Source organism: uncultured Shimia sp. (assembly GCF_947498095.1).
Taxonomy (GTDB): Bacteria; Pseudomonadota; Alphaproteobacteria; order Rhodobacterales; family Rhodobacteraceae; genus Shimia.
On the sequence record NZ_CANMJE010000011.1, the window covers coordinates 23,969 to 44,418 of the forward strand.

The 20,450-nt window shown below is 55.6% G+C and carries 22 protein-coding genes; 15 read left to right on the forward strand and 7 right to left on the reverse strand.

Features of this window, described 5'->3' with window-relative positions:
* Nucleotides 1-5: 5 nt before the first annotated feature.
* A complete protein-coding gene (locus tag Q0932_RS16590; RefSeq protein ID WP_299355671.1) occupies nucleotides 6-650 on the reverse strand; it encodes a PAS domain-containing protein in 645 nt (214 codons plus the stop codon).
* Between the two features lie 256 nt (nucleotides 651-906).
* Between Q0932_RS16590 and Q0932_RS16595 the strand changes: the two genes are divergently transcribed.
* The 13 genes from Q0932_RS16595 (at nucleotide 907) to Q0932_RS16655 (ending at nucleotide 13,125) form a co-directional block, all read left to right on the forward strand.
* Nucleotides 907-1,797 carry a YicC/YloC family endoribonuclease gene (locus Q0932_RS16595; RefSeq protein ID WP_299355673.1) on the forward strand — a complete coding sequence of 297 codons (891 nt, stop codon included), beginning with the start codon at nucleotides 907-909 and terminating at the stop codon, nucleotides 1,795-1,797.
* 4 nt (nucleotides 1,798-1,801) lie between these two features.
* Complete coding sequence (gene gmk / locus Q0932_RS16600; protein WP_299355675.1) at nucleotides 1,802-2,443, forward strand: guanylate kinase; 642 nt, start codon at nucleotides 1,802-1,804, stop codon at nucleotides 2,441-2,443.
* Entirely contained in the window at nucleotides 2,443-2,964 is a 522-nt protein-coding gene (locus Q0932_RS16605) for a gamma carbonic anhydrase family protein (RefSeq protein ID WP_299355677.1), read from the forward strand. Before gmk ends, Q0932_RS16605 begins: the two co-directional genes overlap by 1 nt.
* A 153-nt stretch (nucleotides 2,965-3,117) precedes the next feature.
* Nucleotides 3,118-4,155, forward strand: coding sequence for an ATP-binding protein (locus tag Q0932_RS16610; RefSeq protein ID WP_299355679.1), 1,038 nt, complete (start codon nucleotides 3,118-3,120; stop codon nucleotides 4,153-4,155).
* Nucleotides 4,156-4,283: 128 nt separating this feature from the next.
* Nucleotides 4,284-5,318 carry a substrate-binding domain-containing protein gene (locus Q0932_RS16615; RefSeq protein WP_299355681.1) on the forward strand — a complete coding sequence of 345 codons (1,035 nt, stop codon included), beginning with the start codon at nucleotides 4,284-4,286 and terminating at the stop codon, nucleotides 5,316-5,318.
* A gap of 75 nt (nucleotides 5,319-5,393) precedes the next feature.
* Nucleotides 5,394-6,854, forward strand: a complete 1,461-nt coding sequence (gene pstC / locus Q0932_RS16620) for a phosphate ABC transporter permease subunit PstC (protein WP_299355682.1) — start codon at nucleotides 5,394-5,396, stop codon at nucleotides 6,852-6,854.
* Nucleotides 6,851-8,200 (forward strand): phosphate ABC transporter permease PstA, encoded by a 1,350-nt coding sequence (gene pstA, locus Q0932_RS16625; protein ID WP_299355684.1) that lies wholly within the window; start codon nucleotides 6,851-6,853, stop codon nucleotides 8,198-8,200. The genes pstC and pstA overlap by 4 nt, the downstream gene beginning before the upstream one ends.
* A gap of 18 nt (nucleotides 8,201-8,218) precedes the next feature.
* Nucleotides 8,219-9,016 (forward strand): phosphate ABC transporter ATP-binding protein PstB, encoded by a 798-nt coding sequence (pstB, locus tag Q0932_RS16630; protein ID WP_299355687.1) that lies wholly within the window; start codon nucleotides 8,219-8,221, stop codon nucleotides 9,014-9,016.
* Nucleotides 9,017-9,031: 15 nt separating this feature from the next.
* On the forward strand, nucleotides 9,032-9,745 hold the full coding sequence (phoU, locus tag Q0932_RS16635) for a phosphate signaling complex protein PhoU (protein WP_299355689.1): 714 nt from the start codon (nucleotides 9,032-9,034) through the stop codon (nucleotides 9,743-9,745).
* Between the two features lie 21 nt (nucleotides 9,746-9,766).
* Entirely contained in the window at nucleotides 9,767-10,456 is a 690-nt protein-coding gene (gene phoB / locus Q0932_RS16640) for a phosphate regulon transcriptional regulator PhoB (RefSeq protein WP_299355691.1), read from the forward strand.
* A 248-nt stretch (nucleotides 10,457-10,704) separates the two neighbouring features.
* A complete protein-coding gene (locus Q0932_RS16645; protein WP_299355693.1) occupies nucleotides 10,705-11,802 on the forward strand; it encodes a cupin domain-containing protein in 1,098 nt (365 codons plus the stop codon).
* A gap of 127 nt (nucleotides 11,803-11,929) precedes the next feature.
* Nucleotides 11,930-12,373, forward strand: a complete 444-nt coding sequence (gene aroQ / locus Q0932_RS16650) for a type II 3-dehydroquinate dehydratase (protein ID WP_299355695.1) — start codon at nucleotides 11,930-11,932, stop codon at nucleotides 12,371-12,373.
* Nucleotides 12,370-13,125 carry a LuxR family transcriptional regulator gene (locus tag Q0932_RS16655; RefSeq protein ID WP_299355697.1) on the forward strand — a complete coding sequence of 252 codons (756 nt, stop codon included), beginning with the start codon at nucleotides 12,370-12,372 and terminating at the stop codon, nucleotides 13,123-13,125. The genes aroQ and Q0932_RS16655 overlap by 4 nt, the downstream gene beginning before the upstream one ends.
* 368 nt (nucleotides 13,126-13,493) lie before the next feature.
* Here Q0932_RS16655 and tsf read toward each other — a convergent pair whose 3' ends face one another.
* Nucleotides 13,494-14,369, reverse strand: coding sequence for a translation elongation factor Ts (gene tsf / locus Q0932_RS16660; RefSeq protein ID WP_299355699.1), 876 nt, complete (start codon nucleotides 14,367-14,369; stop codon nucleotides 13,494-13,496).
* Nucleotides 14,370-14,435: 66 nt separating this feature from the next.
* A complete protein-coding gene (gene rpsB / locus Q0932_RS16665) occupies nucleotides 14,436-15,236 on the reverse strand; it encodes a 30S ribosomal protein S2 (protein WP_299355701.1) in 801 nt (266 codons plus the stop codon).
* 260 nt (nucleotides 15,237-15,496) lie between these two features.
* Between rpsB and Q0932_RS16670 the strand changes: the two genes are divergently transcribed.
* On the forward strand, nucleotides 15,497-16,600 hold the full coding sequence (locus Q0932_RS16670; protein ID WP_299355703.1) for a porin: 1,104 nt from the start codon (nucleotides 15,497-15,499) through the stop codon (nucleotides 16,598-16,600).
* On the opposite strand, the gene Q0932_RS16675 is transcribed toward Q0932_RS16670, so the two are convergent.
* From Q0932_RS16675 to Q0932_RS16685, 3 genes are all read right to left on the reverse strand, one after another.
* Nucleotides 16,597-17,442, reverse strand: coding sequence for a lysophospholipid acyltransferase family protein (locus Q0932_RS16675; RefSeq protein WP_299355705.1), 846 nt, complete (start codon nucleotides 17,440-17,442; stop codon nucleotides 16,597-16,599). The genes Q0932_RS16670 and Q0932_RS16675 overlap by 4 nt on opposite strands.
* Nucleotides 17,439-18,209 (reverse strand): GNAT family N-acyltransferase, encoded by a 771-nt coding sequence (locus tag Q0932_RS16680; protein ID WP_299355707.1) that lies wholly within the window; start codon nucleotides 18,207-18,209, stop codon nucleotides 17,439-17,441. Before Q0932_RS16680 ends, Q0932_RS16675 begins: the two co-directional genes overlap by 4 nt.
* A 128-nt stretch (nucleotides 18,210-18,337) precedes the next feature.
* A complete protein-coding gene (locus Q0932_RS16685; RefSeq protein ID WP_299355709.1) occupies nucleotides 18,338-18,517 on the reverse strand; it encodes a DUF3553 domain-containing protein in 180 nt (59 codons plus the stop codon).
* Nucleotides 18,518-18,546: 29 nt separating this feature from the next.
* Between Q0932_RS16685 and Q0932_RS16690 the strand changes: the two genes are divergently transcribed.
* Entirely contained in the window at nucleotides 18,547-19,143 is a 597-nt protein-coding gene (locus tag Q0932_RS16690) for a histidine phosphotransferase family protein (RefSeq protein WP_299355711.1), read from the forward strand.
* On the opposite strand, the gene Q0932_RS16695 is transcribed toward Q0932_RS16690, so the two are convergent.
* Nucleotides 19,140-20,405, reverse strand: coding sequence for a glutamate-5-semialdehyde dehydrogenase (locus Q0932_RS16695; protein WP_299355713.1), 1,266 nt, complete (start codon nucleotides 20,403-20,405; stop codon nucleotides 19,140-19,142). The two genes, Q0932_RS16690 and Q0932_RS16695, sit on opposite strands and share 4 nt — an antisense overlap.
* Nucleotides 20,406-20,450: the final 45 nt, after the last annotated feature.

A 20,450-nucleotide genomic window follows, 5' to 3' on the forward strand; every position in this document is an offset into this window, starting at 1 on the left:
TTTTTTTATGTGTCGTTCACAACCAGACGCAGATGCGGAACACCAGTAGACACAGTACGCGGCAAAGATGCCGGAGGGCCCTTGCGCGCGCTTGCTGGATCGGAAGGTGTCATGGCGTGAACATCGCGCAACGTCCGCTGAAAGCTGCTGGTCAGCCCAAAACGGCGTGGCGACCCGCCAATCTGCCTATCAATCTCAAGCCCACCAAGAACGCGTGTCACGTCTCCTTTGGAGGACCGCAAGGGCAACAGAATCATTTCACCGGTCAGGGCAGGGCGCCCGATTCCACGTTCGGCAGACAAGCTTAAACGGGCCCGTGCCGGACCGCTAAAGACGCTTTCCAACACGTCCCGAAACCCATCGCGGCTTGATATGCCGATCAAAGACGAGACCGGCATACCGTGCGTATCCATCCCCATGATTTCTTTGAACAGGCCACCTGCAATACGAATGCGTGCCAAGCCCTGCGCCATACGCTCAAGGATGAACGCATGGCGCAGGGCCTGCTCGATCCCGCGTGGGTCAACCTCAAGCCGCATCGGCATATCGCGCCCGTCTCGCAGCGCGTCCCAATAAGATTCGATTTCGCGCAGAACTGCCCCGTGTGGTCGCCCCGTCTTACGTCCATACCCGCCATCAAGAAATCGCATGTCACTCAACCTTTGCTCACCCAGCAAAAAAAGCGCCCCCCGTGGCCTCGTGATCGTTGCGCGTTCCAGTCCTCCAAAGAGCCAAGTCAAGTCGCATTCAGATCATCGTTACCACCCGGTTAACATCTCACATTTTCTCTAAATGCAGGAAAAAAGCTGGCAAAGTGGTTAACCTTGCGGACGGCGTTCCGGGTGATGCTTGCTTGCGAGGGCAGAATGGCTTTAGGTGACGGCACGGAACCAAAAGGAGGCCCGCTTGCTTCATTCGATGACTGGATTTGCCGCGCTCAGGGGCGTGGCGCAAGGGTATAGCTGGGGCTGGGATCTGCGCAGTGTAAACGCCAAGGGGTTGGATCTGCGTCTGCGGGTGCCGGATTGGATCGAAGGGCTGGAAGCCGCGTTGCGCGGTGAGTTGGGCAAAGCAATGGCCCGCGGGTCCGTGACATTGTCTCTCCGGGTTCAAAAAGATGAAGACGAGGCGCAGCTGGCGCTCAACACCCAGCAATTGAACGCAGTTCTGGACGCCATGACCGAAGTTGAAACACAGGCGATGGGCCGTGGGCTCTCGTTGGCACCCTCCAAAGCCAGCGACATTCTTGCGCTCAAAGGTGTTCTGGACACCGCCAGTTATGAAACCGATACCAAGGCGCTGCGTATGGCGATCCTCAAGGATCTGCCGCAGCTTCTGGACAGTTTCCTTGAGATGCGGCGCAACGAAGGTGAGGCGTTGGACGGCGTATTGAAAGACCAGTTGAAGCTGGTTGAAACCCTGACGTCTGAGGCTGCGATCGCGGCTGAGGCGCGCAAAGACGACACCGCCGCCGCATTACGGGCCAATCTGGCGCGGGTTTTAGAGAACACGGATGGCGCTGATCCTGCCCGCGTGGCCCAGGAATTGGCGGTCATCGCCGTGAAAACAGACATAACCGAGGAAATCGACCGGTTGCATGCCCATGTGACTGCAGCTCGCGATCTCTTGGCCAAAGGCAGCCCGGTGGGTCGCAAGATGGATTTCTTGATGCAGGAATTTAATCGTGAAGCCAACACCTTATGCTCCAAAGCTCAATCTGTTGATCTGACGCGGATCGGGCTTGACCTCAAGGCCGTGATCGACCAAATGCGTGAGCAAGTCCAAAACGTGGAGTGATGACATGACCAACCGACGCGGCCTTTTAATCATCCTGTCGTCGCCCTCTGGAGCCGGAAAATCCACGTTGGCCCGGCGCTTGATGCAGTGGGACGAAGGCCTGAGCTTCTCGGTGTCGGCCACCACCCGCGCGCCAAGGTCGGGCGAAGAACATGGACGTGAGTATTTCTTTCTCAGCGAAGACGAATTCAGAAGCCAGGTTGCCAAGGGACAAATGCTGGAACACGCCCATGTTTTCGGCAATTTTTATGGTTCACCTGCGGGCCCGGTCAAATCCACAATCGATGCCGGAAACGACGTGTTGTTTGATGTTGACTGGCAGGGAGAACAACAGATCCGCAACTCGGATTTGGGCAAGCATGCGCTTTCAATCTTTATCCTGCCGCCTTCCATCACCGAATTGCACCGCCGCCTTGTCAGCCGTGGACAAGACAGTGATGAGGTCATTTCAAAGCGCATGCAGAAAAGCTGGGACGAAATCAGCCATTGGGGCGCTTATGACTATGTGCTGGTCAACGATGATCTGGACAGCACCGAGTCCGATTTGAAAACCATCATCACTGCCGAACGGATGCGCCGCGAGCAACAGCCCGCGTTGCAAGAGCACGTGCGCACCCTTCAGGCCCAGTTTGAGGAGATGTCCTGATGCCTGTTTACGCTCTGGACGGAATAGCCCCGAAACTCGACGACGACAGCTGGGTCGCCCCGGACGCCAATGTGATTGGCAATGTCACGCTGGAAGAGGGGGCCTCAATCTGGTTCGGTTGCACCATTCGCGGTGACAACGAACCCATCGTGATCGGCAAAGGCTCTAACGTGCAGGAGAGCACGGTGATGCACACCGACCCTGGATGCCCTCTGACAATTGGCGAGAATTGTACTATCGGTCACAAGGCGATGCTGCATGGCTGCACCATTGGTGACAACAGCCTGATCGGTATGGGCGCGACCGTTTTGAACGGCGCCAAGATCGGTAAAAACTGCCTGATTGGCGCCGGTGCCTTGATCACCGAACGCAAAGAGATACCCGATAATTCTTTGGTCATGGGTGCGCCGGGCAAAGTGGTTCGGCACATAGATGACGCAGCAGCCAAAGGGCTGACCGGAAGTGCCAAACACTATCAGTATAACATGCGCCGGTTTCGCGCGGGCCTCGCCGAGATGTGATTTTCCCTAAGCCACATTAAAAATTACCGAAAAGCGATTGATATTTAGTCATTAGTTTCATTGATGAACCTTTTATGACATTTTGCACATTTGTGTTTACAAGGACGGAGCGCCCGGAACAGCCTAGCGCGTCAAAACTTATGCGTGCAGATTATGACCCCACAAACCACTCAGTCTTATCTTGATGCGATCCCGCTTCCCGCGGTGTTTGTTGGGTTGGATTCCCGTATTCGGGGCGCCAACAGTCGCGCGGTGGCGATCAATTCCAACGCCGGTGAGACACGCCCCTTTGTTCTGGTGTTTCGCCAGCCGAGCCTGAGTGAAGCTGTTGACAATTGCCTTAGCGACCGCAAGCCGCAAAAGGCGATCTATCATCATTCCGATGGCCCACATATGGTGCGTTATGATGTTAGTTTGGCTTTTGTTGACGCGGGTGAAGAGGCCGGGGTGTTGTTGTGTTTCAACGACGTTACGCACCTTGAGCAAGCTGATCAGATGCGCCGAGATTTTGTGGCCAATGTCAGCCACGAACTGCGCTCGCCCCTGACTGCGATCCTTGGGTTTATCGAAACTCTTCTGGGCCCGGCACGGGACGATGCCGCCGCCCAAACGCGATTTCTGGGCATTATGTCCGCCGAAGCTGGACGTATGAACCGATTGGTCGGAGATCTCTTGTCGCTCAGCAAGGTTGAGGAAGACGCCCGACGCCGCCCAACGACCGAGATCGACATGGATGCACTGATGCGCGCAGCCATCCGGAACCTGTCACCGATTGCTGAAGAAAACGGCAGCACCGTGACCTATGATGCACCGGAAAACCCGACACTTGTGGCCGCGGATCAGGACCAAATGATGCAGGTCTTCACAAACCTGATTGAAAACGCCCTGAAATACGGCGGGCAGGGCACCAAGGTCACCATCACCACCTATGAAGTAGATCGGGATTCAACGCTGGGCCGGGCGGCGCGGTGCTTTGACATTGTTGACAACGGGCCGGGCATAGACCCCGAACACATCCCGCGCCTGACCGAACGGTTTTATCGAATCGACTCGCATCGTTCGCGTGAGATGGGAGGCACCGGATTGGGGCTGGCCATCGTTAAACATATCCTGAACCGCCATCGCGGACGTTTACGCATCGAAAGCACACGCGACAAAGGCAGTAAATTTACTGTTGTTTTGCCAAAATAAGACCGGACAGACCAAAAACCCGTCGACTGTCATAAAAGCGTTACATACTCGTCACAAAAGCTTTGTCAGAGAGACCTAGACCCGCTCCCAAGGTCACCAGATGGGTGGCCACATCTATGGAGAGATACATGTCCGTCAAACTGACAGCCTCGGCTCTGGCCATTGTTGCCGCAGCCACTGCCGCAGACGCCCGTGACCAGTTGCAAATCGCCGGCTCATCAACCGTTCTGCCTTATGCCACCATCGTAGCCGAAGCATTTGGTGAAAACTTTGATTTCCCGACCCCCGTTGTTGAAGGCGGCGGCTCTGGTGCCGGCCGCAAGAAAATGTGTGAAGGTGTAGGTGAAAACACCATCGACATCGCCAACTCGTCCTCGCGTATCAAACCGTCAGATATCGAGCTTTGTGCCTCGAACGGCGTCAGCGAGATCATGGAAGTGCGCTTTGGCTATGATGGCATCGTCTTTGCCTCGGACATCAACGGCCCGTCGTTTGCCTTTACCCCGGCAGACTGGTTCACCGCCATCGCCAAAGAAGTTGTTGTTGACGGCAAGCTGGTCGCCAACCCCAACGCCAAGTGGTCGGATGTGAATGCCGATCTGGCTGGCAACGATATTCTGGCCTTTATCCCTGGTACCAAGCACGGCACCCGCGAAGTCTTTGACAAAAAGGTTCTGGAAGCCGGCTGTAAAGCCACGGGCGCGCTGGACCTCTTGATTGAAGCCAATGGCGGCGACAAGAAAGCTGGCAAGAAAGCCTGTCACGCCCTGCGCACCGACGGTGTGTCGGTTGACATCGACGGCGATTATACAGAGACCCTCGCGCGTCTCGACGCCAACCCGCAAGCCATCGGCGTCTTTGGCCTGTCGTTCTATCAGAACAACACGGACAAGCTGATCGTGGCCACCATGGACAACGTGACACCCTCGACCGAGACTGTTGCCTCGGGTGAGTATCCTGTGTCGCGCCCCTTGTTCTTCTATGTGAAGAAAGCCCACCTGGGTGTGATCCCCGGCCTGCAGGAATACATCGACTTTTTCGTCAGCGATGACATGGCAGGCCCCGATGGCCCGCTGGCTGAATACGGTCTGGTTTCAGACCCAGAGCTGATGAAGACACAAGAAATGGTCGCAAACGGCACCCCGATGGGTCCGATGAACTAAGACCTAAGTTTTTGGGTGGCGCCTGACTTTGGGCGCCACCTTACCCCAAACCCTGCCTCGTGCGTTGGAGTTCCCATGAGCGTCGGACTTGTTTTCCTCGTCGTCATCGCAATTGCGATCGTCGGCTTTTTTATTGGCCGCAAACGCGCTGTCCTCTCAGTTGATGGCGATGTCCGTAAGCTGCACTCGCTGCCCTCATACTATGGGCAGACGGTGTTTATTTTCTCGGCAGTTCCAGCCCTGCTGGTGACACTCGCATGGCTTCTGTTGCAGCCGCTCTACGTCGAAAACCAGGTATCGGCCAAGATTTTGCCCGGTGACATCGTCGAAGGCAGCTCGCTTGAACTGGTGATGGCCGACGTGCGCCGTATCTCTTCAGGACTCGACAGCCTTGTGGCTTCGGGAAACGTGGATGAAGACGGGTTGAAGCTGATCAATGCTGCTGACACCGATGTGCGTGCGCTGCTGGGTGAGGTTGGCGTGGCGGTGGCCTCGGACGTGCAAGCAAACGTCTTCACAGCCTCAATGGAGTACCGCGCCAAGACCGCCATGCTGAAAACAGCAATGGCCGTCGTCGCAGTTGTACTCAGCCTACTCGGAGCCTTGATTGCGCTCTCCAGAATTCACCCTGAATACCGCGCCCGTAACGTCTCTGAGCTGGCAATCAAGTCTCTGTTGATCCTCTCGTCCATGGTGGCGATCCTGACCACGGTTGGAATTATCTTCTCGCTGTTGTTTGAGACGTCGAACTTTTTCCGGATGTACCCGGCCAAAGATTTCTTCTTCAATTTGACATGGAACCCACAGTTCACTGGCGGGTCTGATCTGGGCATCCTGCCGCTTTTGTGGGGCACGCTGTACGTGTCGTTCTTTGCGCTGATCTTTGCCGTGCCAATCGGTCTGTTGGTTGCGATTTATCTGTCAGAATATGCCTCGCGCCGGGTCCGCGCGATCGTGAAGCCAGCGGTTGAGATCCTCGCCGGTATTCCAACCATCGTTTATGGTTTGTTTGCCCTCATCACCATTGGCCCGATGTTGCGAGATTACTTTGCTCAGCCGCTTGGCCTTGGCGCATCCTCTTCTTCGGTGCTGACCGCTGGTGTGGTCATGGGCATCATGCTGATCCCCTTCGTGTCGTCACTCTCAGACGATGTTATCAACGCCGTGCCTCAGGCGATGCGCGACGGTTCTTACGGGCTAGGCGCGACGCAATCGGAAACCGTGCGGCAGGTGATCTTGCCCGCCGCTCTGCCGGGCATTGTGGGCGCCATTCTTCTGGCCGCGTCGCGCGCTATTGGCGAGACCATGATCGTGGTCATGGGGGCTGGGGCCGCAGCCAAACTATCGCTTAATCCCTTTGAAGCGATGACCACCATTACCGTGAAAATTGTCAGCCAGCTGACAGGTGATACTGAATTTGCCAGCCCCGAAACACTGGTGGCTTTTGCCCTTGGCCTCTCACTGTTTGTGGTGACGCTGGGCCTCAACGTCCTCGCGCTATACATCGTGCGTAAGTACCGGGAGCAATACGAATGACCGACGCAACCTCCGGGTCCGCAATGGGCAAACCAAAATCATCGCTGCTGGTACAGGATGACCGTACCAAGCGCCGCAATGCTGCCGAAGCCCGCTTTAGAGGCTATGGCGTGGTCGCTATTACCATCGCGATGCTGGCGCTCGTAGGACTCTTGAGCTCGATCCTCTACAACGGGTCTTCGGCCTTCCGGCAAACCTTTATCACGCTTGATGTCTATCTGGACCCTGCCAAGCTGGACAAAGACGGCTCAGGCGATCTGGCCAAGATTGCCAAGGTCACAACCTTTGGCTACGCGCCGCTGATCAAGAAATCTTTTGAAGTAGAATTCGAAAAGCAGGGCATCGGCGTTGAGGGCATGAAGCCAAAAGACGCGGCTAAAATGATCTCAAAAGAAGGGCCAGCTGAGTTGCGCCGCTTTGTTCTCGCGAACCCGGATCAAATCGGAGAAACGCTGAGTTTTGAGTTTCTCGCCTCGGGCCGGATCGACGGCTATTACAAAGGTCGCGTGACCATGGAAAGCGCCGAGATCGATAAGAACGTCTCGCCCGAGCAGTTGCAGCTGGCGGATCAAATGAAAGACGCCGGCGTGCTTGAAACCAAGTGGAACTGGGGTTTTCTGACCCGGGCTGACGCCTCTGAGAACCGTCCCGAAGCGGCAGGGCTGGGCGTTGCAATCCTTGGATCGTTTTACATGATGATGGTGGTGCTGTGTCTATCTCTTCCAATCGGCGTCGCTGCCTCGATTTATCTGGAAGAATTTGCGCCGAAAAACTGGATCACCGACGTGATTGAGGTGAACATCTCGAACCTCGCCGCCGTGCCGTCGATTGTCTTTGGTATCCTGGGCCTTGCGATCTTCATCAACTTTGCAGGTCTGCCGCAGTCGGCACCCATCGTCGGTGGCCTGGTGCTGACCTTGATGACTCTGCCAACGATCATCATTGCGACCCGCGCCTCGTTGAAAGCGGTTCCGCCTTCGATCCGGGACGCAGCACTGGGGGTAGGGGCCTCAAAAATGCAATCGGTGTTCCACCACGTTCTGCCCTTGGCCGCGCCCGGCATCCTGACCGGCACCATCATCGGTCTTGCACAGGCTTTGGGCGAAACCGCGCCGCTGTTGCTGATCGGCATGGTCGCCTTTGTGCGCGAATTCCCCTCCGCACCGCCCGAAGGCTTTTTCGATCCTGCCGCCGCATTGCCGGTGCAGGTCTACAACTGGACGCAGCGCGCAGACCCTGCTTTTGTTGAACGCGCATCAGGAGCGATCATCGTTCTTCTGGTGTTCCTTTTGTTCATGAACGCCGTTGCGATTATCCTCCGCCGCCGCTTTGAACGCCGCTGGTAAGCCAAGGAAACTGAAAACATGTATGATGCACCGAAATTGGGGGCCAACGTGGAACAAAAAGAACTCAAGATTGCTGCCCGTGGGGTTCAGGTCTTTTACGGCGAGACACACGCGATCAAAGACGTGGATATCGACATTCAGGCCAAGACCGTGACCGCCTTTATCGGCCCATCGGGTTGTGGCAAATCCACCTTCTTGCGGTGTTTAAACCGTATGAACGACACCATTGATATCTGCCGCGTTGAGGGCGACATCACGCTGGATGGCGAAGACATTTACGACAAGCGGGTCGATCCTGTGCAACTGCGAGCCAAGGTCGGAATGGTGTTTCAGAAACCCAACCCGTTCCCCAAATCGATCTACGACAACGTCGCTTACGGGCCCCGCATCCACGGATTGTCGCGCAACAAAGCAGAACTTGATGAGATCGTCGAAAAGGCGCTGCGCCGGGGCGCGATCTGGAACGAGGTCAAAGACCGGCTGCACGAGCCCGGCACAGGCCTTTCGGGCGGTCAGCAACAGCGCTTGTGCATTGCCCGTGCCGTTGCCACCGAGCCTGAGGTCTTGCTGATGGATGAGCCGTGTTCCGCGCTGGATCCGATTGCTACGGCCCAGGTTGAAGAACTGATCGACGAGTTGCGTACGCGATACTCGGTCGTGATCGTCACGCACTCGATGCAACAGGCGGCGCGCGTCAGCCAGCGCACCGCGTTTTTCCACCTCGGCAACCTTGTGGAATACGACGACACCGCAACGATCTTTACCAACCCGCGCGATGAGCGCACCGAAAGCTATATCACAGGCCGGATCGGCTAAACCAAGAGCAGGACCATGAACGATAAGCATATTGTAAGCGCGTTTGACAGCGATCTTGAGCTCATTCAGGCGCATGTGATGAAGATGGGTGGCCTCGTGGAAGAGGCCATTCTGGACGCATCCAAATCGTTGAAGAACAACGATGATGAACTGGCTGAGCAGGTTCGCGCCAACGACAAGGCGATTGATCTCTTGGAAGAGCAGATCAACGATGAATGCGTGCGCGTCATTGCGCTGCGCTCGCCCACAGCCACCGATTTGCGCGTGGTGTTGTCTGTGATGAAAATCATCGGCAACCTTGAGCGTATTGGTGACTATGCCAAGAACATGGCCAAGCGGACTGGTATTCTGGTCAGCATGACGCCGGTTGACGGCGCGCGCGGCGCACTACGCCGTATGGCCCGCGAAGTGCAGCTGATGCTCAAAGACGCGCTTGATGCCTATATCCAGCGCGACGCTGAATTGGCGCAGGACATTCTTGAGCGTGATCGCGACATCGACCAGATGTACAACGCATTGTTCCGCGAATTCCTGACGTTTATGATGGAAGATCCGCGCTACATCACACCCTGTATGCATCTGCATTTCATCGCCAAAAACACCGAGCGTATGGGCGATCATGTGACCTCGATCGCCGAACAGGTGATCTATCTCGTTACCGGGCAGTTTCCCGACGATGACCGCCCCAAATCGGATCACTACGATCCGAGCCTTCATTCCGCAGAATAAACGCGCAAGGGAATACAGCCAATGGCACAGGATCACCCCACCGTCCTTGTCGTCGAAGACGAACCCGCGCAGCGCGAGGTGCTGTCCTATAACCTTGAGGCCGAGGGTTTCGATGTGGTCAAGGCGGCTGATGGCGACGAGGCATTGTTGCTGGTTGCCGAAACTGCGCCCGACATCATTGTTCTTGACTGGATGTTGCCGGGCACGTCCGGGATTGAGATCTGCCGACGCCTGAAGTCGCGCAATGAGACCGCAACCATCCCCGTCATCATGCTGTCCGCGCGCTCAGAAGAAGTGGACCGTGTGAGGGGGCTTGAAACCGGGGCGGATGACTATGTTGTGAAACCCTATTCGGTCATGGAATTGATGGCACGGGTCCGCAATCAGCTGCGCCGTGTGCGTCCAGCGTCGGTCGGCCTGCGCCTTGAATACGAAGATATCGTACTGGATGCCGAAACCCATCGCGTCACCCGTGGCGAGGAACCGTTGAAGCTCGGACCGACAGAATTTCGACTGCTATCGACCTTCATGGAAAAGCCGGGACGTGTCTGGAGCCGCGAGCAGCTGCTCGATCGGGTCTGGGGGCGCGATATCTATGTCGACAGTCGCACGGTTGATGTCCATATCGGGCGTCTGCGTAAAGCATTATGCGTCTATGGCGGCGCTGATCCGCTGCGCACAGTTCGTGGTGCGGGATACGCGCTGGGGTAGGCTTGTTTACATAATCGGAGCGGCCTGCAGCTTTCAGCAGTTTAGGTTGGGGAGCTAAGGCGCTGATATATCAGTGTATTGCTAGATATTTGATTTACGTTTGGGAGACTAAGTAGTTCCGATAATCAGTATTATGTAAATATTAGATGCGCCTTTAGCTCAAATTACAGCGCAATATTGGAATTACCAAGCCCCCTGTGTACGGTCAGACGCACCAGAGCTTTCACTTAGACGCCAAGGGCCATTTGATGACAAACGCAGACATCAAGGCAGAAATCCTGCTGCCAACAGATGAAATCCGTGACGACATTCCATTCTATACAAAGACTCTTGGATTTCGAATGGACTCGATTTTTCCTGCTGACGATCCCACCGAAGCCAGCTTTTCCGGCCATGGGATTGCATTGCGCATACGCAAAGGTGCCAAAGTTGATCCCGGTGTGTTGCGCATTCTGACAGATGACGTCGCGGGTTTTGCCGACGGTCAGACGTCGATCACCGCGCCAAACGGCACAAGGGTTGAAATTGACCGTTTGACGCCCGTGGTGCAGCAACCCCCTACACACCATGAGTTTTCTGTGCGTCGGCTGCGCGATGAAGCACCATGGATCATCGGCCGCGCTGGCATGCACTACCGCGATCTTGTCCCAACGCGACTGGGCGGATCAATCATTGCCAGCCATATTCGCATTCCCGATGGCGGACCGGTTCCGGACGTTGTGCATTATCATACGGTCGGATTTCAGCTGATCTTTTGCTACAAAGGATGGGTCGATGTGCTCTATGAAGATCAAGGCGACGAGATGATGCGTCTTGAGGCCGGAGACTGCGTGATTCAACCTCCTGAAATCCGCCACCGCGTCTGTCACGCCTCACCCAATATCGAGGTTATCGAGATTGGAGTTCCAGCAGAGCACGTGACGACAATAGACCACGAGATGACCTTACCAAACGGCCAAGGGGATCCTGATCGAGAATGGCAAGGTCAGAAATTTGTTCATCATATCAAGGATAAAGCCGTCTGGACACCTTTCCGCATTCCGGGATTCACGTGTCGCGACACTGGCATTTCCGAGGGTACGAAAGGTGTTGCCGGCATTCAGGTTGCCTGTTTTCAGGGTGGTGAACCGCCCAGAACACGTCACGACTCGGACATTCATTTCACATTTGTCATGCAAGGCCGCATGACTTTGGTTGCAGATGGCCAGGACCCCCGTGATTTGCAGCCCGGTGATGCCTTTGTAATCCCGCCCGGAATGATCACTCAGTATTGCGAATGCTCAGATGATCTGGAGCTTTTGGAAGCAACCTTACGCGGTGATGGAACAACGGAAATTGTAGTATGACGCCCCTACCCGACCAGACCTAACGCGTTGCCCTTGGGTCATAATACCGAATTATTCCCAGCGCTGCCGCTGGACAGCCGCAATTGCCGACCTATAACCGAGTCAACGGCTTCTTACGGGGATAGTTATGACGTCGATACTGGTATTGAACGGCCCAAACCTTAATCTTCTTGGGACACGTCAACCCGAGGTCTACGGTTCAACAACATTGGCCGAGATTGAAGAGTCCTGCGTCGCACATGGCGCGTCGAGAGACATCTCGGTGAGCTGTTTTCAGTCCAATCACGAGGGTGCCTTGGTCGATGCTATTCATGACGCACGCAATACCTTTGACGGCATTATTCTGAACGCAGGCGCCTACACCCACACGTCGATCGCGCTGATGGACGCTGTTGCGTCCGTTGAACTGCCAGTCATCGAACTCCACCTGTCCAACATCCATGCACGTGAAGAATTCCGCCACAAATCCTATCTTTCCAAGGTCGCATTGGGACAAATCTGCGGATTTGGCAGTCACGGCTATGTACTGGCGATCGATGCACTTAAGGCGCATCTGGACAGCGCCTCATGACACTTGATTACATTGAGACCCTGACACAATCCGTCAGCCTCGAAGCTCTTTGGGACCGCCACACGTCACGCATGGCAGAATTCGGCTTTGACCGGCTGATCTATGGCTACACCAGTTTCCGGACCAACCAATCGCTCGGCGAAGCGGAAGACTTCATCATCCTGTCAAACCACGATCAATCCTATCTTGATCGGTTCCTGGGTGATGGTTTGTATTTCGACGCGCCGATGATGCCGTGGACGCTGAACAATTCCGGCGCCTGCAGTTGGTCCTGGGTCCAAGACCGCGCTGACAAAGGCCTATTGAGCGCCGGAGAGAAAGAAGTTTTGCGGGTCAATGAAGAAATGGGCGTGACAGCTGGCTACACGATCAGCTTTCCCAGCATGTCCAGCCGCGTCAAAGGCGCGATGTCATTGGTTGCAGCACCCGGCGTCTCACAGAAAGAAGTAGACGAGATTTGGGAAGCGAATGGGCGGACCATTGAGTTGATCAACCAGGTGGCGCATCTCAAAATCATGTCCCTGCCCTATGACTATTCCCCCCGGTCGCTAACCAGTCGACAGCGCGAGGTGTTGGAATGGGTCGGTGAAGGCAAATCAGTCCAGGATATTGCGCTTCTCATAAGTCGAACTCCGGCGACAGTTGAAAAGCATTTGCGCCTCGCGCGTGCGGCTTTGAACGTGCAGACGACCGCTCAGGCGCTCCTAAAGGCCTCATTTTTGCGACAAATTTATCGGCTTGACCAAGGTTGACGCAGAAAAGCGTCAAAAGTAGGGTTTCCCTGACTTGCCTTACCTTAGGTAAATCTGACAGACTCAGCGCGTTCCGTGAGTGGTGGCTTTTGCCTTGGAACATTGGGGAATCATCTTTGAGATTACAAAGCCCTGATCCCTTGCCGGTTTACCGGTTGCTGACGTGGGTACTTATTGTCGTGTCTGTATTGGCAAACTTTCGTGGTGTCCTTCATCCCCATGCTATGGGCACTCGAAATTCGGCGGCGTTGCCTTTTCCCGGGCGGCGCCGCCATCCATTTCAGCACCCGATTCTACGAAAAACCTCAAAGAAAAACGCCGCTCACAAAACTTGTGAACGGCGTTCTAATCAGTGATGAAGAGCAGGCTTAGCCCTGAGCAGCTTTCGCAACTTCAGCAGCAAAGTCTTCTTCTTTTTTCTCGATGCCTTCGCCCACTTCCATGCGAACGTATCCGAGAACCTCTGCGCCGGCTTCTTTGGCAGCAGCCTCGACCGTCAGGTCAGGGTTGATGACAAAGCTTTGGCCCAGCAGAGTGACTTCGGCCATGAACTTTTTCATGCGGCCAACGATCATCTTTTCGATCACCTGCTCGGGCTTGCCCGATTCACGTGCGATCTCGATCTGAACGTTTTTCTCTTTTTCAACAACGGCTGGGTCCAGGTCTGCTTCTGACAGAGACTGTGGGTTGGCGGCTGCAATGTGCATTGCAACTTGCTTACCAAATCCTTCGTCGCCGCCCTTAAGAGCAACCAGAACGCCAATTTTGCCCATACCGGCAGTAGCCGAGTTGTGGACATACGACACAACGGTCTCGCCTTCGACGGTTGCCATGCGGCGAACCGACATGTTCTCACCGATTGTCGCAACTGCGTCGGTCACAACGTCTTTGACAGCTTTGCCGCCCATGTCTGCAACCAGCAGAGCTTCGGTGTCAGCAACGGTCAGTGCAACGTCTGCAATTCCGCCAACCATCGCCTGGAAGTCGGCGTTCTTACCAACAAAGTCGGTTTCCGAGTTCACTTCAACCGCGACACCTTTGCCGCCATCTACTTTCACGGCCACAAGACCTTCGGCGGCGATACGGCCCGATTTCTTGGCCGCTTTGGCCAAACCTTTGGTGCGCAGCCAATCAATTGCTGCTTCCTGGTCGCCATCATTTTCGGTCAGAGCTTTTTTCGCATCCATCATGCCTGCGCCCGTCATTTCGCGCAGTTCTTTGACCATAGCTGCTGTGATCGCCATCTTGGCTCTCCTCATAAATCGTATTGGGTCCGGGGGCGGGCTTACCCTGCCCCCGTAAAAGGTTTGTTACGCTTCGGCTTTTGCTTCTTCAGCAGGAGCTTCGGCGGGGGCCTCTTCGGCAGCGGCTTCTTCAGCTGGCGCTTCTTCCATGGCGCCAAGGTCGATGCCTGCGGCACCCAGCTGAGCCGACATGCCGTCCAGAGCAGCGCGGGCCGCCAGATCGGTGTAAAGCGCGATGGCGCGGGCTGCGTCGTCGTTGCCGGGAATGATGTAGTCTACACCGTCAGGCGAGCAGTTGGTGTCGACGATGGCCACAACCGGGATACCCAGTTTGTTGGCTTCGGCGATGGCCAATGCTTCTTTTTTCACGTCAATGACGAACAAAAGATCAGGAACACCGCCCATTTCGCGGATACCGCCGAGCGACGCTTGCAGTTTGCCCTGGTCACGCTCCATGCCCAGACGCTCTTTCTTGGTCAGGCCTTCAACGCCATCCGAAAGCTTCTCGTCAATTTCGTTCAAACGTTTGATCGACTGCGAAACGGTTTTCCAGTTGGTGAGCGTGCCGCCCAACCAGCGGTGGTTCATGTAATACTGTGCGCATTTCTCAGCAGCATCAGCGATCGGAGCCGAAGCCTGACGCTTGGTGCCAACAAAGAGAACGCGGCCGCCCTTGGCGACAGTTTCACGGATGACGTTCAGAGCGGCGTCCAGCATTGGAACGGTCTGAGTAAGGTCCATGATGTGAATGCCATTGCGCGCACCATAGATGAACTCGCCCATACGGGGGTTCCAGCGTTGCGTTTGGTGGCCAAAGTGTACGCCTGCTTCCAGCAGCTGGCGCATGGTGAACTCGGGAAGAGCCATGCTTGTATTTCCTTTTCCGGTTTACGCCTTGGCGGGGAGGATGATCCCAAGGATTTGGGACAACCGGCGGACCGACAGGGATGTCTCCCCTGCCCGACCCAAACCCCGCCTGCGGGTTTGAATGGCGCGCGTTTAACTTAGGTATTGTGGGATGACAAGCCCCAAGAGCTGCTAATACTCATCAAAACGGTGAAAAAAGCACCTGACGCAGGCCAGAGTTGATTTACACTGGCCTGAGGGACCGGGAAAGGCCGTTTGTCATGCAAAAGCACCTGTTTGCCAGTGGGCTAATCTACGCGTTGGTTTTTGCCAGTATGGCGACCGCAGAGCGCAACACACACAGCTTCGGCAATGGTACCGAGTTTTCCTGGTATGGCTGGTTTCACTTTGCCGAGCAGATCTTTGACGATGGTGAGAGTACCACGTCCACGCTTGTGGATGTTACAAGCGCCGGAAGCCGTTTTGGTTTCTATCTGCGCGGACAAAGCCCGGTGTCGTTCCACTTTGAAACTGGGCTGGGATTCCGCCCCTCCACCAAGACCAGCCAGATCAACAAACCAGATTTTTTTGATTGGGATCGCACCGATCTGAGGAAAGTTCAGATACGCTATAACAGCCCAATCGGGGAATTTCGCATCGGCCAGGGTAGTATGAACATGGACGGCGGTGCCGAGGTCGATTTGGGGGATGCCGCTATCGTTGCCAAATCCAATATCAACGAGCTTTTTGGGTCTTACGAGTTTCGCGACGGCGCCGGGAACCTGACCGGCATCAACCTCGGCAGTGTTTTTGACAATTTCGACAATGGGCGCCGCTTCCGCCTGCGTTATGACAGCCCCTCATTTGCAGGATTTTCCATTGGTGGTTCCTACGGACGGGAGGTGCTGAAATCAGGCGTCGATGATCGCTACTATGATGTCGCCTTGAGGTATTATCAGCGGTTTGACCGGTTTGAGGTCAAGGGCGCCTTGGGCACGGCTTACACGGACGTAGATGGCGGCGGGACGTTGCAGGAAACTGCAGGATCTATCTCAATGCGCGATGACCAAACCGGGTTGGACTTGACTGTGGCCGGTGGGCAAAACAACTCTGGCACCGGGGACTACGCCTGGGTCAAGGCCGGCTGGAGCGGAGCCTTGGTCGCGGTTGGGGACACCCGGATTATGGCCGAGGTGTTTCGGGGCAGTGATTATCTCACCAGTGGCTCAGAGTCCGACATGTGGGGACTGTCCCTGATCCAGAATTTCGACCGCCAGCGCCTTGAGGCCTATATCGGCTACAAAGAGTTTTCCTATGAGGACACCAGCCCCACCACCTATCAGGATGCCTCAGTCTGGCAAATTGGCGCGCGCTGGAAGTTCTAGGTGGCTGGGTCAGTATTTTCCATCAAGCTGTGCGCGCCGCGGACCACGACCTCGCAGTGAGCCGCCAGGGCTTTGCGGGTTGGGAAATCGCGCACTGCAACAGGCTCATGATAGATCAACTCAACGCGACCCTGCGGGCTTTGCGACAGCGTTTTTAACAGGTGTTCACCAAACTCCATGTCGCCCCACCACCCATAAAACCGACGATCCTCACCCTTGGGGGCATGGTAGATGACAGTTACAGGCTGGATATTGAGTTCTTCACGCAATTCGGGCGTGAAGAACGCCGCAAAAAGCGTTGGTTTAAAAGGCAAAACATGAACTGCGTCCGTGCTCGTTCCTTCGGGGAAAAACAACAGCTTGTGCCCCGCCATCAGACGCGCTTCAAATACCTCTTTTTGCTGCCGGGCTTCTTTGGGATTGCGGTTGATGAACACCGTGCCGGTGGCCTTGGCCAGCCAGCCAATTCCCGGCCACTTAGCAACCTCGGACTTAGACACGAAGTAGATACGCTTGCGGGCGTTGAGGGCAAAGATATCAAGCCACGAGGAATGATTGGCCACCACAGCGCCCCGCTCAACCATCAGCGTTCCACGGCTTGAAAAGCCCATGCCCAGGACCACAAACGCAGTACGGCAGACAAATTGCGTGATGAATGGGGTCCAGGGGCGGTGCAACCCGTGAACTGGTTTTTCTACCAAACGCACCAGCAGTAGCAAAGCCAGACAGCTGAACACAAAGATGGCCAACACCAGACCACGCAGCACTACACGTACCCATCCCATAGCCGAGATACGGTGTTTGGGTGGATAGCCCTCTTCGCTCTCCCAAGTTGAACTCACGCGTGTGACCCTTTGGTATATAACGATTTTTGCTTTTCGTTCATCCGCGTTGTGTCCATGATCAAACACACATCGGTCGTGTTAAAGGCGTGATCGACGAAAGCCCCCTCACCCACAAAACCACCTAGTCGCAAGTAAGCTTTGATCAGAGCCGGCACCGCGAGCATTGCCGTGCGGCGATCAATTTCAGCCTCAGGGATCAGGTTCATCGATTGAAAATGTGCGGCTTGGGCGCGGGTACGCAGATCTTCCGGCGCCAGATGCCGGTGGTGCAGCAATGACAACGGTGCTGCCAGTTCTTGCGGATCGGTCCCATGAAACGACGCCACGCCAAACAAGATTTCTATTTCATTTTCATAGACATAGTCAGCCAGACCATTCCAAAGATGAAACATCGCCTTGCCGCCGCGATAGTCCGGATGCAGGCAGGACCGGCCCAGTTCCAACAGTTTGCGGCCACTGGATTTCAACCGTGTCAGGTCATATTCATCTTCCGAGTAAAACCGCCCGAGTTTTTCGGCGCGATCTGAGGGTAACAAACGATAAACGCCGACCACCTTGTCTATTGGATCACAGTTTAGCCCCTCGTCGAGCAGGATCAGGTGATCAAAATGGGGATCAAACTTGTCTTGTTCCAGACGGTTTTCATCATCCACCATCTCGCCGTGGCCGCCCAATTCTTCGACAAACACCTTGTAACGCAGCCGTTGCGCGGCCTTCAGGTCTTCGGCGGACCGGGCAAGTCGTAGAGAAAACTGGGGTGACATGGCTCACTATCTGAAAGGGTTTCGTGATTGTCTGCTCTCATACTGAGCGGCAGTTCGCTTGGCAACATCTTGGCTCAGAATGCAACTTCAACACAACTAGGGGTTGCATTAACCTCTCAGTAACCTTTTTATTCAAAAACAGGCACAAGACTTACACGGAATCCATTGATGACCACTTTGCCCTCTTCGCGAAAATTCACAGTAATCTTGCCGTTGATGTTGGATTGCACCTGCCCGGTACCCCAATCAGGCTGGTCGGGGTGCGTCACCAGCATTCCGGGTTCCAAAAAGGCATTCAGGTCTTCCATCGCTAAACACTCATCTTACAGGGGCGGACATGGCGCAGAATAATATGGATTTTTCCGCTTTGGTCGGATCAAGGATTTGTCACGACCTTATCAGCCCTGTGGGGGCGATTGGCAATGGGATTGAGTTGATCGGCATGAGTGGGGCTACTGGTCCGGAGTTGGAATTGATCTCGGACAGTGTCGACAATGCCAACGCCCGCATTCGCTTTTTTCGCATTGCCTTTGGCTATGCCGGTGAGGGCCAGATGGTGGGATCAAACGAGGTGCGCACGGTGCTGACTGATCTGTCAGAGGGCGCGCGGGTGCATTATCTGTGGGAAGTTGTACGCGATGTGGATCGCACAGAGCTGCGTGCTGTGTTCCTGGCCCTGATGTGTATGGAAACCGCTCTGCCATACGGTGGCAAAGTGGCAGTGCACGAGTCGAAAGGCAGTTGGTCGATCGGTACAGACAGCCCCAAACTCTCGGTGGACAGCGTTTTATGGAGCGACCTCACACGGCAAGAACATGTGGCTGACATCACACCGGGGCGTGTGCAATTTGGTCTCTTGCCTCAAATCCTCAGAGACACTGATCGTGAGTTGAGGGTGTCACGAGAGGGCGACACCCTCTCGCTCAGCTTTTAGGCCCGTGTGGTGCCGTCTCCGACCACCAGGTATTTGAAGCTGGTCAGCTGGGCGGCCCCAACCGGTCCACGCGCATGCATTTTGCCCGTGGCGATGCCGATCTCGGCGCCCATACCAAATTCACCGCCATCGGCAAACTGGGTCGAGGCGTTGCGCATCAGGATGGCACTATCGAGCCGCTGAAAGAAGCGCGCGGCCACATCGTCGTCTTCGGTGATGATGCAATCGGTGTGGTTCGAGCCAAAATCGCGAATATGTGCAATCGCGCCATCCACATCCGAAACAACACGGGCCGCGATGTCCATATCGAGGTATTCCTTGCCCCAATCATCGTCGGTCGCAGGAATGGTTCCCTTGAACTTGGACAGCGTTTTATCCGCATGCACAGTGACGCCCGTGTCAACCAAGGCACCAATTACGGCACGGCCCAGCGTGTCCACAAGGTCTTCATGGATCAGCAGGCACTCAGCGGCACCACAAATTCCAGTGCGTCGGGTTTTGGCATTCAGTACCACATTCAGCGCCTTTTGCGGCTCTGCGGCAGCGTCTAGGTAGATGTGCACGATGCCCTCAAGATGGGCAAACACCGGCACACGTGCCTCGCGCTGCACAAGCCCGACCAGTCCCTTGCCACCGCGCGGAACGATGACATCCACGGTGTCTACCATCGTCAACAACTCTTGTACCGCGGCCCGGTCACGCGTCGGCACTAGCTGAATGGCGTGTTCGGGAAGGCCGGCTGTCTTCAGCCCCTCAACCAGACAAGCGTGGATTGCACCCGAGGAATGAAAGCTTTCCGAGCCGCCACGCAGGATGACTGCATTGCCGGATTTGAGGCACAGGGCACCTGCATCTGCGGTCACATTAGGGCGGCTTTCATAAATCACGCCAACCACACCCAAAGGCGTGCGCACGCGTTGGATATTGAGGCCTGAGGGGCGATCCCATTCAGTCAGTACTTCGCCGACCGGATCATCCTGCGCTGCTACGGCCCGCAAGCCGTCAACGATGCCCTGAATGCGATCTTCGTCCAGCATCAACCGGTCCATCATGGCGTCTGAAAGACCCTTGTTGCGGCCAAACTCCATATCCTTGGCGTTGGCGGCGATGATCTCGGCGCGACGGGCCCAGACGGCGTCAGCGGCAGCGGTTAACGCGAGTTCTTTGGCCTCGGCCGGGGCAAAGGCCAGCACCGCGCTTGCGGCTTTGGCTTGTTCGCCAATCTGGGCCATCAGGGCGGGGATGTCTGCGATGTCTTTCATCGATCTGTCCTTTGCGAGTGTTGCGATGCCGGATGCCTCCGGCGG

Excerpts from the sequence above, each read along its gene's own strand:
- Q0932_RS16695 (WP_299355713.1), bottom strand. The coding sequence starts at position 20,405 with ATGAAAGACATCGCAGACATCCCCGCCCTGATGGCCCAGATTGGCGAA.
- phoU (WP_299355689.1), top strand. The coding sequence starts at position 9,032 with ATGAACGATAAGCATATTGTAAGCGCGTTTGACAGCGATCTTGAGCTC.
- pstA (WP_299355684.1), top strand. The coding sequence starts at position 6,851 with ATGACCGACGCAACCTCCGGGTCCGCAATGGGCAAACCAAAATCATCG.
- Q0932_RS16645 (WP_299355693.1), top strand. The coding sequence starts at position 10,705 with ATGACAAACGCAGACATCAAGGCAGAAATCCTGCTGCCAACAGATGAA.
- Q0932_RS16605 (WP_299355677.1), top strand. The coding sequence starts at position 2,443 with ATGCCTGTTTACGCTCTGGACGGAATAGCCCCGAAACTCGACGACGAC.
- Q0932_RS16610 (WP_299355679.1), top strand. The coding sequence starts at position 3,118 with ATGACCCCACAAACCACTCAGTCTTATCTTGATGCGATCCCGCTTCCC.
- gmk (WP_299355675.1), top strand. The coding sequence starts at position 1,802 with ATGACCAACCGACGCGGCCTTTTAATCATCCTGTCGTCGCCCTCTGGA.
- Q0932_RS16685 (WP_299355709.1), bottom strand. The coding sequence starts at position 18,517 with ATGGAAGACCTGAATGCCTTTTTGGAACCCGGAATGCTGGTGACGCAC.
- Q0932_RS16590 (WP_299355671.1), bottom strand. The coding sequence starts at position 650 with ATGCGATTTCTTGATGGCGGGTATGGACGTAAGACGGGGCGACCACAC.
- Q0932_RS16690 (WP_299355711.1), top strand. The coding sequence starts at position 18,547 with ATGGCGCAGAATAATATGGATTTTTCCGCTTTGGTCGGATCAAGGATT.
- tsf (WP_299355699.1), bottom strand. The coding sequence starts at position 14,369 with ATGGCGATCACAGCAGCTATGGTCAAAGAACTGCGCGAAATGACGGGC.
- Q0932_RS16655 (WP_299355697.1), top strand. The coding sequence starts at position 12,370 with ATGACACTTGATTACATTGAGACCCTGACACAATCCGTCAGCCTCGAA.
- rpsB (WP_299355701.1), bottom strand. The coding sequence starts at position 15,236 with ATGGCTCTTCCCGAGTTCACCATGCGCCAGCTGCTGGAAGCAGGCGTA.
- pstC (WP_299355682.1), top strand. The coding sequence starts at position 5,394 with ATGAGCGTCGGACTTGTTTTCCTCGTCGTCATCGCAATTGCGATCGTC.
- Q0932_RS16670 (WP_299355703.1), top strand. The coding sequence starts at position 15,497 with ATGCAAAAGCACCTGTTTGCCAGTGGGCTAATCTACGCGTTGGTTTTT.
- pstB (WP_299355687.1), top strand. The coding sequence starts at position 8,219 with ATGTATGATGCACCGAAATTGGGGGCCAACGTGGAACAAAAAGAACTC.
- phoB (WP_299355691.1), top strand. The coding sequence starts at position 9,767 with ATGGCACAGGATCACCCCACCGTCCTTGTCGTCGAAGACGAACCCGCG.
- Q0932_RS16615 (WP_299355681.1), top strand. The coding sequence starts at position 4,284 with ATGTCCGTCAAACTGACAGCCTCGGCTCTGGCCATTGTTGCCGCAGCC.
- aroQ (WP_299355695.1), top strand. The coding sequence starts at position 11,930 with ATGACGTCGATACTGGTATTGAACGGCCCAAACCTTAATCTTCTTGGG.
- Q0932_RS16680 (WP_299355707.1), bottom strand. The coding sequence starts at position 18,209 with ATGTCACCCCAGTTTTCTCTACGACTTGCCCGGTCCGCCGAAGACCTG.